Annotated in this window: 15 protein-coding genes; 9 read left to right on the top strand and 6 right to left on the bottom strand. The window is 59.9% G+C overall.

Annotation, left to right across the window (positions count from 1 at the left end; genetic code table 11):
* Nucleotides 1–21 precede the first annotated feature (21 nt).
* Complete coding sequence (locus tag AD664_RS20540) at nucleotides 22–1,815, bottom strand: DUF1302 domain-containing protein (RefSeq protein ID WP_042729379.1); 1,794 nt, start codon at nucleotides 1,813–1,815, stop codon at nucleotides 22–24.
* A gap of 610 nt (nucleotides 1,816–2,425) precedes the next feature.
* Between AD664_RS20540 and AD664_RS20535 the strand changes: the two genes are divergently transcribed.
* From AD664_RS20535 to AD664_RS20525, 3 genes are read left to right on the top strand one after another with little or no spacing between them, the layout of a single operon-like run.
* Entirely contained in the window at nucleotides 2,426–5,173 is a 2,748-nt protein-coding gene (locus AD664_RS20535; RefSeq protein WP_053149193.1) for an S-type pyocin domain-containing protein, read from the top strand.
* Complete coding sequence (locus tag AD664_RS20530) at nucleotides 5,170–5,421, top strand: bacteriocin immunity protein (RefSeq protein ID WP_053149190.1); 252 nt, start codon at nucleotides 5,170–5,172, stop codon at nucleotides 5,419–5,421. Before AD664_RS20535 ends, AD664_RS20530 begins: the two co-directional genes overlap by 4 nt.
* A 41-nt stretch (nucleotides 5,422–5,462) precedes the next feature.
* On the top strand, nucleotides 5,463–6,245 hold the full coding sequence (locus tag AD664_RS20525) for an ATP-grasp domain-containing protein (RefSeq protein ID WP_053149187.1): 783 nt from the start codon (nucleotides 5,463–5,465) through the stop codon (nucleotides 6,243–6,245).
* A gap of 107 nt (nucleotides 6,246–6,352) precedes the next feature.
* On the opposite strand, the gene AD664_RS20520 is transcribed toward AD664_RS20525, so the two are convergent.
* From AD664_RS20520 to AD664_RS20505, 4 genes are all read right to left on the bottom strand, one after another.
* Nucleotides 6,353–7,264 (bottom strand): SDR family oxidoreductase, encoded by a 912-nt coding sequence (locus AD664_RS20520; RefSeq protein WP_053149184.1) that lies wholly within the window; start codon nucleotides 7,262–7,264, stop codon nucleotides 6,353–6,355.
* A gap of 371 nt (nucleotides 7,265–7,635) precedes the next feature.
* Nucleotides 7,636–8,538 (bottom strand): alpha/beta fold hydrolase, encoded by a 903-nt coding sequence (locus AD664_RS20515; RefSeq protein ID WP_053149182.1) that lies wholly within the window; start codon nucleotides 8,536–8,538, stop codon nucleotides 7,636–7,638.
* The gene (locus AD664_RS20510; protein ID WP_053149179.1) at nucleotides 8,538–9,320 is read right to left on the bottom strand and encodes a class II aldolase/adducin family protein; all 783 of its coding nucleotides are present in this window, start codon (nucleotides 9,318–9,320) and stop codon (nucleotides 8,538–8,540) included. Before AD664_RS20510 ends, AD664_RS20515 begins: the two co-directional genes overlap by 1 nt.
* 144 nt (nucleotides 9,321–9,464) lie before the next feature.
* Entirely contained in the window at nucleotides 9,465–9,920 is a 456-nt protein-coding gene (locus AD664_RS20505; RefSeq protein WP_053149176.1) for a flavodoxin, read from the bottom strand.
* 159 nt (nucleotides 9,921–10,079) lie between these two features.
* Here AD664_RS20505 and AD664_RS20500 point away from each other — a divergent pair, with 159 nt between their 5' ends.
* Entirely contained in the window at nucleotides 10,080–10,556 is a 477-nt protein-coding gene (locus tag AD664_RS20500; RefSeq protein ID WP_042729384.1) for a PAS domain-containing protein, read from the top strand.
* 54 nt (nucleotides 10,557–10,610) lie between these two features.
* Nucleotides 10,611–11,216, top strand: a complete 606-nt coding sequence (locus AD664_RS20495; protein WP_042729385.1) for a hypothetical protein — start codon at nucleotides 10,611–10,613, stop codon at nucleotides 11,214–11,216.
* On the opposite strand, the gene AD664_RS20490 is transcribed toward AD664_RS20495, so the two are convergent.
* Nucleotides 11,217–12,176, bottom strand: a complete 960-nt coding sequence (locus AD664_RS20490) for a MerR family transcriptional regulator (protein ID WP_053149173.1) — start codon at nucleotides 12,174–12,176, stop codon at nucleotides 11,217–11,219.
* 191 nt (nucleotides 12,177–12,367) lie between these two features.
* Between AD664_RS20490 and folM the strand changes: the two genes are divergently transcribed.
* The 4 genes from folM (at nucleotide 12,368) to AD664_RS20470 (ending at nucleotide 14,226) form a co-directional block, all read left to right on the top strand.
* Nucleotides 12,368–13,078: a dihydromonapterin reductase gene (gene folM / locus AD664_RS20485; RefSeq protein WP_053149170.1), complete on the top strand. Its 711-nt coding sequence runs from the start codon at nucleotides 12,368–12,370 to the stop codon at nucleotides 13,076–13,078.
* A gap of 50 nt (nucleotides 13,079–13,128) precedes the next feature.
* Nucleotides 13,129–13,509 (top strand): dihydroneopterin triphosphate 2'-epimerase, encoded by a 381-nt coding sequence (gene folX / locus AD664_RS20480; RefSeq protein ID WP_042729388.1) that lies wholly within the window; start codon nucleotides 13,129–13,131, stop codon nucleotides 13,507–13,509.
* Nucleotides 13,510–13,598: 89 nt separating this feature from the next.
* Nucleotides 13,599–13,895 carry a DUF1244 domain-containing protein gene (locus AD664_RS20475; RefSeq protein ID WP_053149167.1) on the top strand — a complete coding sequence of 99 codons (297 nt, stop codon included), beginning with the start codon at nucleotides 13,599–13,601 and terminating at the stop codon, nucleotides 13,893–13,895.
* The gene (locus AD664_RS20470; RefSeq protein WP_042729390.1) at nucleotides 13,888–14,226 is read left to right on the top strand and encodes a HopJ type III effector protein; all 339 of its coding nucleotides are present in this window, start codon (nucleotides 13,888–13,890) and stop codon (nucleotides 14,224–14,226) included. Before AD664_RS20475 ends, AD664_RS20470 begins: the two co-directional genes overlap by 8 nt.
* The last annotated feature ends 141 nt before the right edge of the window (nucleotides 14,227–14,367 follow it).

Here is a 14,367-nt window from a genome sequence, read left to right as displayed (position 1 = left end):
GGGTTTTCCTTGTCAGCCAGATCAGAAGTTCACGCCGAAGCTCAACGCGAGGAAGTCGCGGTCTTTGAGAACGTTGTAGTCGCCGCCAAAAAAGTCGGTGTAGCTCAGGCTGGCGGTGTAGGTGTTGCGGTAGTCGGCATCGACACCCAGGCTGACGGCCTTGGCGCCTTCGTTGAACAGGCCGTTGGGACCGTAGCCGGCCACGTCGTGGGACCAGGACACGTTGGGCTTGAAGTTCACCCCGCCGATGACGTTGGAGTAGTCGAGAATCGCCCGGGCGCGGTAGCCCCAGGACGTGGACGTGACGAAACCGTCGGTGTCGCCATTGAAGCCGTACTGGCCGAAGACCGAGTCGCGGCCGTAACGCAGCTTGTCCCTGGATTCCAGCCCGCCGACATGCACCACCGCGGCCTCGCCCACCAGGGTCAGGCGATCGGCGCCCCACACCTGATCGACGAAGTGCGTCAGGGTGCTCTGGACCTGGGTGATTTCCTTGCGCCGGTAACCGGTGTTGTCCGCCCCCGGCCTGGTGGCGATGGGCGACGCCGCACCGCCGGCAATCGGATTGACCAGGGCCAGGGTCAGGTCGTTGGTGCTCAGTTGCACCGGCGCATTGGGCCGGTAGCTGATTTCACCGGTCCACGCGGTGCCGGTGGGCAGCGTGGTGGAGAAGCTGGCGCCATACAGGCGAATGTCTTCAGGGTACTCGAGGTAGTACTGCCCGCGTCCCAGCATCACGCTCTGGGCCAGGCCCGAACCACTGCCGGGGGCCAGGCCATTGGCGATCGCAACCATTCCCGGCAGGGCCGCGAGGGTGGACGCACCTGCCGTGGTGGTGCCGACGGTGGGTGTGCGGCTGTGGTAGTTCATGAAGTACAGGCCGTACTCGGTGTCATCGCCGAGCCAGCGCAATGCCGTGCCCCACTGGCCCGAGTCACGGGCATCGCGGTCGCCACCACGGGGGATGATCACCCCTTCGCGCGACACCTGGATGCCCTGGCCGAACAGCGCGGTCAGCGGCTGGAACGGCGCAATGGCCGGGCTGCCCACGGTGTAGCCGGTGGTGCAGCCGTCGGCCACCACGTCGTTGCCGAAAAAGGTGCCGCAGTTATCGACGACCGTCTGGTCCCATTCCAACTGATAGAAACCTTCGAGGGTGAGCTTGTCGGTCAGGCCCTGGGAGGCGAACAGCATGTTCACCGGGATCAGGCCTTCCTTGATCTCCGCACCCGGGCGACGGAACGCCGACACGTCGATCGGGTTGATGCTGTTGATGGAGTTGCCGATGAAGGTACTTTCACCCCAGCTGACCACCTGCTTGCCGGCACGCACCGTGCCCGGCAAATCGGCGATGGAATAGTTGTGGTAGACGAACGCGTCGAGGATCTCCGCCCCCGACGACTTCGCGCCTTCCTTGCGGTTGCTGTCGCTGATGTCCTTGAACTCACGGTTTTCGTCCTTGAGTTCGAAGTCGTACCAGTACTTGCCGCGCACGAACACACCGGTGTCGCCGTACTTGAGTTCGAGGTCGTGCAGGCCCTTGAAGATCTTGGAAAACGTCTCGCCTTTCTTGAAGTTCAGTCGCCCGTCATCCCCGGTGGACGATTGCCCCCGACCGCCGTTGACGGTGCCGACGAAATCCTTGTCCGCATCGCGCATGCCCCAGCTCGCGCCCACGGACAACGAAGAGTCGAACTGACCTTCGATTTCACCAATGTTGAATGAAACGGCCTGCGCCTGGGCACAGCAACCCAAGGCCACCGCGGCGGCGAGTGCCTGCGGCTTGAAGATGGCGCGCATTGTTATTGTTGTCATGCGTCTTCCCCGGTGAGTGACAGAGGCTTCACCCTACTGCCGCACGCCAGGGGCGATAAGCGCACCAAGGAGGTATTCGCGCTGTACCCCGAAAGGATTACCCCCCATACCAGGCGGGCCTTCTCGCAGGGCATCGACGCACTGGATGATGGGTTATCAGCCAGGCGCATGTTCCAGCGGCCGGCCTCACTGTTGCGCGCCCTGCAACAGTGCATGTCCGGATCCGGGCTGTTTCCAGGCACCCTGGATCCCTATGCTGGCCGGGCTTGCAGCGCAACGGGCCTGCAAGCGCAAGCCGCCATGGCATCCCTCATGCCTGGCGCACCGTCATTCGGATGGATTGGCGCATTCGATCCATCGTCCCGTGTGTACCGACGTTGATTTGTAGCTCCTTTGCAACGTCACGCTTAGGCCGCTGCTTTTTGCAGCGGCCTTTTTTATGCAGGTGTATTCCTAGAGAATTTTTCAGGATTCCTACAATTTTATCGGAATCCCTCACCTGCCCGGTCGGTGAACCGGGACTCATAATTTTCTCGTCACCTTATAGGGAGACGACATACACGGTCGTGGTTGTCTGCAACCACTCACAGCGCATCGAAAGGAACTCGATATGCAGCAAGAAAAAAACATCCTGGTTAATAGAGGTATCCCTCGTAGCCCTTCGTCATCTTTTGGCTTCGGATTTAGCGGCGGAGGCACACCAAACCACACCCATTGGGACAGAGCCTACGACGCAGTTGATCATGCTGTTGCTTGGTTAATGGACAGCAATGACGCCACCGAAAAATCTTTTCAAGAAAACATCCAGAACATCATTTATATAACCGATACCGAGCTCGCAAAAACAAGAGCAGCGGTTAGTGCCGTAGTCCCACCAGGCACAGATGCTCTCGACATTGAATCAAGAACGCTTAAACTGCAAATTTTCAAAGCCAGGAAAGATCACCAGGAACATGTAGCAATAGCTAATTTATATTATGGACATGATCCACTGACCCACCGCGCCCAAGATACTCGCCTTCAGGGTTTCGAATTCATTGGGCGACGCGGAGGGCACATAGCCTATTACAACGCCATTGCCAAATGGAATGTCTCCTATGCCGCAGCTTACGAGGCAAAGTTTTTGGCTGAACAGATAAAGATAATGGACGGCCGCTTAGTCTCTTTAGATCATGCTATTGCCGAGGCCAAGGCCCGAGCGGCGGCAGCGGCAGATGCTGCCCAGGCAAGGGCCCAGGCTGAAGCCAACCGAGTAGCTGAGGAACAGACGCGCAAGGCAGCCGAAGCCGAGGCCGAGGCGAAGCGCGCTATCGAAGAGCAAGCGCAGCGTGCACGGATTGCCGCAACAGTATCTGCCAAACAAGGCATGGAGGCCGCCAACGCCCTATGGGAAGCCGAAAGAAACGCCGAAATTGCAGAACAGGACGCAGCGGAAGCGAGGCGCCAGAAAGAAGTCCAAAAGGCACGTGAACCAGCCCGGGCTACCCGCACCTTTCCAGTATCGGGGTCCGCCGCAGCCGCCGGCCCGGTGTTTACCATTGCAGGAGGAACCCTCGCTCCCAACCTCGCGACTGCTTCCGGAATCACTAAGACGCTACGTGTCGCGGTTTCAGCAGTCATTGAAACAGAGGCAGCAACAGCGTTACCCGTTGTCGCAGCGTTTGCGGCACTTAGCGATCCGTCAGAGCTGGGCAATAGAGAACGCTACGCCCTGAGTGTTCCGCTATCAGAACTTGCGCCGGCCAACACTGGCGAATTGATGGCAGTCGCAGCATCGCAAGGAGAAATCAATCTACCGATAGTCTTGGGCTCCAAGACCACCGATGACGCTATGGTGTTCGTTGTCGCGAGTAGCAAAGGAACATCGATACCCTCCAATGTGCCGGTCAGGCTTGCGGCACTCGCCCCCCACAGCAACGTCTATAAGTCCTACAGTCCGGACGGCTCATCCACCTTGATGACTTGGACGCCTATCGTTAAAGAAACTGATGCGTCCCCGGCATCAGCATCGAGCGTGCCAAATATCGTGCTCCATGAGGGCGCGAGCCCTTGGGACACAACCAGATGGGTCAAGAAGGATCCGGAGCTGAAGGATTACGATTTTGGTAGTGGGTTCGTCACGGTGTTCCCGCTGGAGTCGGGTATTGCGCCGATCTATACCGTCTTTAACAATCCTTATGAATGGGTAGTCGCGGAAGAGGCACGTAAAGCGGCTGAAGCCGAGATCCTACGCGTAGCCCAGGCACAAGCCCTGACGGGACGCGCATATCCAATACCGGGCACGGCAGCCGCAGTCGGTCCAGTGTTCACGCTCGTCGGCAGTAGCCTGGCTATAAGTCCGGAAACGACCTTGGCAATCCAGGCGGCGCTACGAGCCGCAGTCGCCATGGCTATCGAGTCGCTCACCGCAATTGCTGCGCCGACCTTGGCGGGTTTTGCGGCGCTTCTCTATTCACCCAAGCTGGCTAACGGTGAATTACCCGAGCGATATGCGTTCAGCACGCCCCTTTCAGAACTCGCACCGACACAACACCATGATTTTCAAGCCATAGCGGCGGCCGACGGGACGATTGACTTGCCGGTACGCCTCACTTCCCAAGCAGCAGCGGATGGCCGGTCAGAAATCCTGGTGATCAGTACCGACGGTGTAACCCACCCGTCGAAAGTCAGAGTCGTGCCGGTTAGCTATAACGCCCAACAGAACCTCTACACCGCTACGACTGAAGAAACCTCACCCAGAACGTTGGCGTGGACACCTATTATTCAACCTGGAAACAGCTCCACAACCCTCCCCGTTGAACTTCCCGATCCACCGGTTTATACGGGGGCATCGGTAACCCCCATCGCGGGAAGGATTGATCCGTTCCCCGAGATAACCGAAAACAGTTTTGATGACTATGTGTTTGTTTTCCCAATCGACTCAGGCTTGCCGCCTCTGTACGTCATGTTCAGAGATCGACGGGAAGACCCTGGGGTTGCGCTGGGCAGCGGTACTCCCGTTTCAGAGGTATGGTCGGATGCAGCGTCGAAAGGTCAAGGGGTACCTATTCCGCTCCAGATTGCTGATCAATTGAGGGGGAGGGCGTTCAGAAATTTCAGGAAGTTTCGAGAGGCTTTTTGGAAGGCGGTTGCTAATGACCCAAATCTTGCTCAACAGTTTGATCCGGGTAGCCTAGCTCATATGAGAAAAGGATACGGAGCCTTCGTTAAAAAAATAGACCGTGTTGGCGCCCGGATTAAATACGAGCTGCACCACAAAAAATACATATCCCTAGGCGGTGAAGTTTACAATCTTGACAACATCATCGTAATGACACCCAAGAGACACATTCAAACGCATCAGGAGAACAACAAGTGAAAACGTTGATAACAGACATCACCGAACTCGAATTTCTTACTTTTGTCAAAAAAATATATAACGCAGACTATGATACGGAAGAAGCTCACACTCACGCAGTTCTCGAATTCGAGAGAATTTCGGAGCACCCCTCTGGATCAGATTTACTCTTCTACCCTGATATAGGAAAGAGTGGGCCTGAAGCTATAGTGAAAGAAATTAAGGAATGGCGTGCTGCCAACGGAAAACCAGGCTTCAAGCAACTCTGACCTTCCGAAAACCTTTCGCTCCCCCCATCGACAGGAACTACATGCGCCTTCTCTACCCCAGCGATCCCTTTGATAAGAAACGCCCCGATGAACAATACCTGGAAGAGTACAATGCTGTCGTGGCTGCAGGATTGCAAGCTGGGCTGTTCTCTTTCGAAGATTTCGAAGCCGGGACTTTCAAGGCTTCCGTGCCCTTCGAGCCCGGCGACACAGTTCTGTACCGCGGATGGATGCTGACGGTGGATGCTTACGCAGCTTTGGTTAAGCATTTGCGCGACCAAGGCGCCACCGCAGGCACGAGCCCCACGCAATACCGACATTGTCATCACCTGCCCGAGTGGTACCCATTATTGGCGGCCTGCACGAGCGAAACCGTGGTGTTGCCCAGTGACGCCAACTTCGATCAGGCGCTTGACGGTTTGCAATGGCCCGGCTATTTCATCAAAGACTATGTGAAGTCACTCAACACGGGCGGCGGCAGTCTGGTGGAGACGCCCGCAGGCATCGCGCCGCTTGTCGAGCGGATGCGAAAGTATCGGGGCCAAATCGAAGGCGGTATATGCGTCAGGCAACGAGAGCAATACCTCGAGGAAACTGAGCGTCGCTACTTTGTACTCCATGGACAAGCCTATGGCGTCACCAGCGAAGTGCCTGAGTTGGTGACCGAGTGCGCACGGCTGATCGACAGTCCTTTTTTCTCGGTCGATGTAGTGTTCAGGTCAGACGGTGTTCTGCGGGTAGTCGAGCTCGGCGATGGGCAGGTATCAGACCGCAAGGAATGGCCCGCCGAGCGCTTTGCCTGGATGTTGAGCCGTACGGGATAAATCTGCGCCGTATCGAAACCGCTGCAAACCGGGCGGTGCTGGGGGAGCGAATATTGTCGATGAGCATGGTTGCCGCGACTGGCGACAACCGGCTCAGGCAATGAGGCTTAAACGGCGTACCGTTGCAGGTTCGCCATCATCTCCTTCAAGGCTTCCAGGTTGTCATTGGGATGCACCGCATCCTCGAAGTCGCAGATCTGCTGCCAATGGGCGGCGACGTCTTCGGCTGAAAAACCTGTGCGCGGGTCGAAGCCTGCACCCAGGCTGCGTTCCCAACGCACCTTGCCCATCCAGCCGCCGCCCACCTCGAACAGGCCGCTGGTTTCCTGGCAGGCTTCACTGGCCAGGTACACCACCAACGGGCTGACGAGTTCGGGCTTGAGTTGCTCGAACACCTGCGGCGGAATCAGGCCCTCGGTCATGCGGGTGCCGCCGGTGGGGGCAATGGCATTGACCAGGATGTTGTTCTTGCGCCCCTCGATGGCCAGCGTACGCGTCAGCCCATACAGCCCGAGCTTGGCCATGCCGTAGTTGGATTGGCCGAAGTTGCCGTAGATACCCGAAGTCGAGGCGGTGAAAATCACCCGTCCATAATTCTGCTCACGCAGGTGCGGCCAGGCGGCGCGGGTCACCTTGTAGGCCCCTTCGACATGAACGCGGTAGACCAGGTCCCAGTCGGCGTCGTCCATCTTGTGGAAAGTCTTGTCCCGCAGGATCCCGGCGTTGTTGACCACCACGTCGACCCGGCCGAACGCGTCGAGGGCGTTCTGCACGAGCTTGTCGCCATCGGTGACCGAATCGTGGTTGGCCTCGGCAATGCCGCCCGCCGCGCGGATTTCAGCCACCACCCGGTCTGCCGCCGAGGCATTGGCCCCTTCCCCCTGGGCCGAACCGCCCAAGTCGTTGACCAGTACCTTCGCGCCGTGCCTGGCGAACAGCAGGGCATGGGCCCGCCCCAGGCCACCGCCGGCCCCGGTGACGATCACGACTTTATCTTCGAAGCGCACAGACTCATTCATGGCAGAACTCCAGCAGGCCAATAGGACATTGAGGCCGAGTGTCCGGCACTCGCCGGCCGGTCACAATGAAATGGGCTGGGAGTGAATAGTGGGCGATAAGGTGGGGGGATGATGCGATGCCAGAGGTGAGATCACTCTGTTGATCCAGAAGTGAGACCGCGATGCCGCTTTCGCGGGCAAGCCTGCTCCCACAAGGGATCGAGTCGGGCAGCACATCCGGGAACACCTCAAACATTGTGGGAGCGGGCTTGCTCGCGAAAGCGGTACTTCAGTCAGAGATGCGCCGCCTGGCACTGCGCTTTCGCGGGCAAGCCCGCTCCCACAGGGATTGAGTCGGGCAGCAGATCCGGGATTTCCCACAGAGGGGTGTGTCAGGAACAGGCTACCTTCCTGCACCGTGGCGCGATGTTTTCGCGAAACGCCAGGTAATGCCTGAGCACCTGCACCGGAGCCTCGGTGTGGGGGTAGTGGCCGATCTCCGGCAGCAGCACTGTATCCGGATTGGGGATCAGCGACTCGTAGCGCGCCACCATGTGCTCGCCGGAAATCGGATCGAGCGCCCCATCGATCACCCGCAAGGGCACGTCGTCACGCTGCATCGCCTGCACCCAGCGATCACGCTGTACTCGTCGCTCGGGAATGTAGGCGATAAGCTTGTGCATGATCCGCGGCCCGTGATGCGCTTCTATCAGGCTCCAGAAATCATCCAGCACGCTTTCGGTGGGGCCGGTGTGGGGGCCGAAGATCTGCCGGAAGCTCTTGACCAGGCTTTGCCGCGAAAACGCCCGCCCCAGCAGCCAGCCCAGCGGGCTGAGCAACAGTTTCTGGGCCAGCACCGGCCGGTGGGTTTCGGGGAACAGGCCGCCATTGAGGAAGACGCAACTGGCAACGTTGGAGCGCGCTTCGTAGTGCCGGGCGATGAGTTCCTGGGCCACGCTGTCACCGTAGTCGTGGGCCAGCACGTGCACCCCTTGCCGCACGTTCAGGTGCGCCAGCAAAGCCTGTTGCAGATCGGCCTGCTCCAGCAGGCTGTAGGTGTGGTCCGCCGGCTTGGCGGAGTCGCCGAAACCGAGCATGTCGCAGGCGATCACCCGGTAGCGCTGCGCCAACGGCTGCCATAGGTAATGCCAATCCCAACTGGCAGTAGGAAAGCCGTGGATCAGCAGCAGCGGCTCGCCCTGCCCCGCCACCCAGTAACGGATGGCATGGCCGCGGAACAGGAAGATCTGGCTGTGCTGGCGCCAGATACGCAAGGGAATCTGGGCCAGGGGCATCAGCTTTTATACCCGCTGTCCTGTTGGTCGAGCTTGCGCAACAACGCCGGCCAGGCCAGCGCGCCGCCCATGCCTTGGGCACTTCTGGTCACCCCGGCGATCATCGCCCGGGCGCCGGCCAGGATCTGCGGTTCGATGCCGATCAGCTCGGCGCCACCGTTCTGCGCCAGGACCTGGATGTCACAGGCGCGCTGGAAAATGAACATCATCAGGAAGGTATCGGCGATGCTGGCGCCACAGGTCAGCAAGCCATGGTTGTGCAGCATCAGGAAGTTGCTGTCACCCAGGTCCGCCTGCAGGCGCGCTTTCTCTTCGTGGTTCAAGGCCACGCCTTCGTAGGCGTGATAAGCCAGGCTCGACAGCACGAACAACGATTGCTGGCTGATCGGCAGCACCCCTTGCTTCTGTGCCGACACCGCCACCCCGGCGGCGGTGTGGGTGTGCAGCACGCACGTCACGTCGTGGCGCACCTCGTGCACGGCGCTGTGGATGGTGTAGCCGGCCGGGTTGATGTCGTAGGGGCTGTCCATCAGCTTGTTGCCGGCCTGGTCGACCTTGACCAGGCTGGAGGCGGTGATTTCGTGGAACATCAACCCGTACGGGTTGATCAGGAAATCCTCGGTGCCGGGGACCTTCGCGGAAATGTGGGTGAAGATCAGGTCATCCCAGCCATGCATCGCAACCAGGCGGTAACAGGCGGCCAGGTCCACCCGGGTTTGCCATTCAGCCGCACTGACCTGTTCCTTGATACCGAGTGTCGTTTGGATGGGCGCTACGCTCACGGCTCTGACCCCTTTGTTTTCTTATTATATGAATCGCGTTTTTCAAAACTTCATACGCAAGAAAAATGAGTCTAGCCAGCTCTCCCCGGGCCGCTAGTTGCATTGGCAGCCAGCTTACTGGCCGAGCGAGTCATCGCGGGTGCATCACGCACGCAAGGCTTCGATCAAGGCCTGTAGCCACGGCTCGGCGTCGCTTTCGGGCGTGACGCTCTCGCTGGCGTCCAGGCGCAGCATGGGCAGCACCTCTCGCACGCCCAGCTCGGCGAACAACTCGCTCATCTGCTCGCCACCGGCGCAGAAGGTGTCCCCGTAGCTGGCATCGCCCAAGCCGATCACCGCTCCGGGCAACCCACGAAGGAACGCCGGCAACTGGTCGCGCAGGGTCGAATACAACGGCATCAGGTTGTCCGGCAGCTCCCCCATGCCCGTCGTCGAGGTCACCGCCAACATCGCCTGCGGAGCGAACGTCTGGATATCCGCCAGGGTGGCGCGCGGGTTGTGCCACGCCTCGAAACCCGCCGCTTCGAGCAGTTTGGCGGCGTGCCGGGCGACTTCTTCGGCGGTGCCATAGACCGAGCCGGAAAGGATGGCGACTTTCATCAATCTGATCCTGAACCTGAATAAAAGAGCCGGGGATAGTAACAGCTGCACCCGCCAAGCTGCGAATGGCTCTCAACCGGCGCTGATGGCCAGTAGACAGCCCGTTGAATTCTTCTAGAATGCTGGCTCTAAACAAGGACGTTTCAACGGAGCTGCGCCATGATCAACGCTCATTTGATGCAACTGGTCATCAACGCGACCAACGACGGGATTGTCATCGCCGAAAAAGAAGGTGACGAGGACAATATCCTGATCTATGTGAACCCGGCCTTCGAACGCCTGACCGGCTACAGCCGCGAGGAAATCCTCTATCAGGATTGTCGTTTCCTCCAGTCGGGTGATCGCGACCAGCCCGCCCTGAAGCACATTCGCCAGACCTTGGAACAAGGCGGTGCCTGCCGTGAGGTGCTGCGTAACTACCGCAAGGACGGCACGCCGTTCTGGAATGAGTTGTCGCTCTCCACGGTCAGAAACGAAGCCGATGGGCGTACGTACTTCGTCGGCGTGCAAAAGGATGTCACGGCCCAGGTCAAGGCCCAACAGCGCACCGCCCAGTTGGAAAAGGAACTGGCCGAAGCGCGGGAAACGATTGCCCGGCTCGAAGCGACGAACGGCGCAAACAAAATAGCGAATTAACGGTCAGTCACTACAATCACCAGTGAAAATGCACATCACCTCTTCGAGCCCATCATGCCGCGCGATGCCCTCCTGACGCAGGATGAACTGGATTTCATCCGGACCATGCAGCACAACCCGCAACTCAATGAGCGGGATGTCACGTCGAGCTTGCTGGTAAACGGTGGCTCGCAGATCCGTGACCTGCTGACGCGCCTGGCGGCGAACGAGCAGGTGACGCTACAAGCCAACTTCGAAAACCAGCAGATGACGTTCCCCTTGCACCTGGTGGAAGACGAATTCCATGCCATGCACCTGCGCCTGGGCGTGCCGAGCATCTACGAAGACGGCCCGAAGGTACGTCCCTGGCGCCTGACCCTCGAAGAGCCCGTGGCACTGGAAAACATCAAGGGCCAGCCGGGCTCGCTCTGGGTGCACGAGGTCTCGTGCAAGGGCGTCCTGGTGGAAAGCCGCAGTCGTACCAAGCCACTCAAGCAATTCGCCTTGTGGTTCAGCCCCTCGGGCTATGAACGGATTTCATTGCGCGGCACCTTCGAACGGGAAACCGCCCAAGGCTTGTACGCCTACCATCTTAGCCAGGATGACCAGGACGAGACCGAACGCCTGCGCCAGTACATCCTGCAGCAACATCGCCTGACCCATCCGACGATGCATCTCTGATCAGGTGTCCAGGTTGCCTGCCAGAAATTGACGCAGGCGCTGGCGCATCACGGTCCCTTCGTTACCCAGGCAGCCAATCGATGAACCGGCCAGGGCGTCCTGCGCCAGGTCAGACGCATCGCCGGCCAGCAACAACGGGCAATCCAGGCTCATGGCCAACTTGCCCAGGCGCTTGGGCAATTCGGGGACCGGCGCATGATGGGACACCACCACCAGCGCGAGCGGCTGGATCTTCTGGCACACCAGGGTCAGCTCATCGAAAGGCAAACCGGTCGCCAGCACCCTGACTCCCACATCCGCCTTGGACAGGAACAGCGCCGTGACCAGCAGCTCCAGCTCGCGGCACTGGCCGGCGATGGCGCAGACCAGCACCCGTCGCGACACACCTTCGCGCTTGAGCAGCAACCGCTGGATGATGCGTGAACGCAGGAAGCCGTCGAAGAACACCCATTCGCTGGTTTGCCCGAACACTTGCTGGCGTTGCAGCAACTGCCGCCAGAGCGGCATCAGGATGTCCTGGAAGACGATGGGCACCGCGTAGGTGGAAAAGATCTGGCCATAGATGCGGTCCAGTTCCACGTCGTCGAACTGACCCACCGCGTCCGCCACCTGCTGCTGCCATTGGGCGTAGTCGGCCCTGACCAGGTCCGAGGGAATCAACGCGCAGACCGACTGCACCGACTCGGTCTTCGCCAGGATCTTGCCCACCTTGCTGACCGCCACGCCACGCTCGATCCAGGCCAGGATGCTGCGCACCTTTTCAATGTCGCCCAACGAATACAGGCGGTGTCCGCTGTCGGTGCGAGTGGGCTGGATCAAACCGTAGCGACGCTCCCAGGCCCGCAGCGTCACGGGGTTCACACCGGTCAGGCGTGCGACTTCACGAATGGGGAACAAGTCTTCGCGCGCCCAGGCCCCTGGCGCCTTGAAGATGAAGTTGTCCTCAGTGATTACGCTCATGTTGGCAGACCCATCCGGCTGGCGAATTGGATCCCAGTCTACTCCTTCCGGCAGATGTCATGACAAGAACAAAACGTCGCCGCTGCGCGGTTTTGTTGTTTTGTGCGCGATCTGGAATATCACCGGCCCACGTAGGAGACGCCCCCCTGTCGCTGTTATAGTTTTTACTCCAGTCGCGAACCGAGCCCCCTATGCCCAGCGCCCTCGCTCCAATCCTGATTACCGGCGCCGCCCAACGCGTCGGCCTGCATTGTGCTCGACGCTGCCTGGAAGACGGCCAGCCGGTGATCGCGACCTATCGCACCGAGCGCCCGGGCGTACAGGAACTGCGGGACCTTGGCGCCACCGTGCTGTTTGCCGATTTTTCCAGCGAAACCGGGATCCTAGCCTTTATCGAGCGGCTCCAGCAGCACACTGATCGACTGCGGGCCATCGTGCACAACGCGTCGGCCTGGCTGGCCGAAGACCCCGGCAACGAAGCGCAGGCGTTCGGCGCCATGTTCGGCGTGCACATGCTGGCGCCGTACCTGATCAACCTGCACTGCGCCGGCTTGCTGCAGCGTTCGAACCCGGCCGACATCGTGCACATCAGCGATGACGTGACGCGCAAGGGCAGCACCCGACACATCGCCTACTGCGCCACCAAGGCCGGCCTCGAAAGCCTGACCTTGTCATTCGCGGCAAAATACGCACCGGCCATCAAGGTCAACGGCATCGCCCCGGCCCTGCTAATGTTCAATCCCGAAGACGACGCGGCCTACCGGGCCAAGGCCCTGGCCAAGTCCGCACTGGGCATCGAGCCCGGCAGCGAGGTGATCTACCAGAGCCTGCGCTACCTGCTGGACAACCCTTATGTCACCGGCACGACGCTGACCGTCAACGGCGGGCGGCACGTCAAGTAGCCCGGCGTTGCCTTCATGAGTTTCTGCAATTGATTCGACGGAGCCCGTAAATGTCACAACTTCAGCCCGCCATGGCACGCATCAAGGTCAAGGACCTGCGCCTGCGCACCTTCATCGGCATCAACGAGGATGAAATCCTCAACAAACAGGATGTGTTGATCAACCTGACCATCCTCTACGCCGCCCAGGAGGCGGTGCGTGACAATGACATCGACCACGCCCTGAACTATCGCACCATCACCAAGGCAGTGATCGCCCACGTGGAGGGCAATCGCTTCGCCCTGCTCGAACGCCTGACCCAGGAGCTTTTGGACCTGATCATGGCCAACGAGTCGGTGCTGTACGCCGAAGTCGAGGTCGACAAGCCCCATGCCTTGCGCTTTGCCGAGTCGGTGTCGATCACCCTGGCGGCCAGCCGGGCGACCCAATAGCCGCTGCCGGCTTCAAGCTGTAAGCTTCAGGCCTGACCCCCAACGTGCAGCTTGAAGCTAGCCCTTGAAGCTGTCTTGCAGAGACCACCATGAACGAGCAACAACGCCTCGAACTCGAAGCCGCCGCTTTCCGCCGGCTGGTTGCCCACCTGGACAGCCGCAAGGATGTGCAGAACATCGACCTGATGAATCTGTCCGGCTTCTGCCGCAACTGCCTGTCCAAGTGGTACAAGGCCGCCGCCGATGAACGCCAGATCGAGGTCAGCCTCGACGAAGCCCGCGAAGTGGTCTACGGCATGCCGTACGCCGAGTGGAAAGCCCAATACCAGAAAGAAGCCTGCGCCGAACAGCAAGCGGCGTTCGCCAAAGGAAAACCCGATGCCTGATCTCGACACCCTGCGCACCCGTCTCAAGAGCGGTGAGCACCTGTTCGCCGACACCCTGGCCTTCATCGCCGCCGGCTACGACTACCAACCCCAGGCTTTCACCAATGGTGGCGTGACCAACGCCGCGGGGCAGAACGAAGGTTCCTGCAAGACCCTGGGCCTGGCCTTGCTCGAAGGCTTGAGCGACGAAGAAGCGCTGCTGGCATTCGGCGAGCATTACCGTTCAGTGCTGGCCACGCCCGAAGGCAGCGATCACGGCAATATCCGTGCGCTGATGGCGCATGGGTTGGCCGGCGTGAAGTTCGAGGCGCAGCCGCTGCAGCGTCGCTGATCCAAAAACCGCCGCTCTGCCGAAATCCGCTTTCGTGGCGAGGAAGCTTGCTCCCTCGCCACGAAAGCTTCGTCGTCACGCACACAGTGCGCGCAGAATCTGCACCGGCTCCACATCCCGACTTTTAAGATTGACCCGGCA

It is taken from the genome of Pseudomonas sp. P97.38, assembly GCF_001269745.1.
In the GTDB taxonomy this organism is placed as follows: domain Bacteria; phylum Pseudomonadota; class Gammaproteobacteria; order Pseudomonadales; family Pseudomonadaceae; genus Aquipseudomonas; species Aquipseudomonas chlororaphis_E.
Note: the sequence above shows the minus strand (reverse complement) of the source record. Positions and strands in the feature narration are given on the sequence as shown.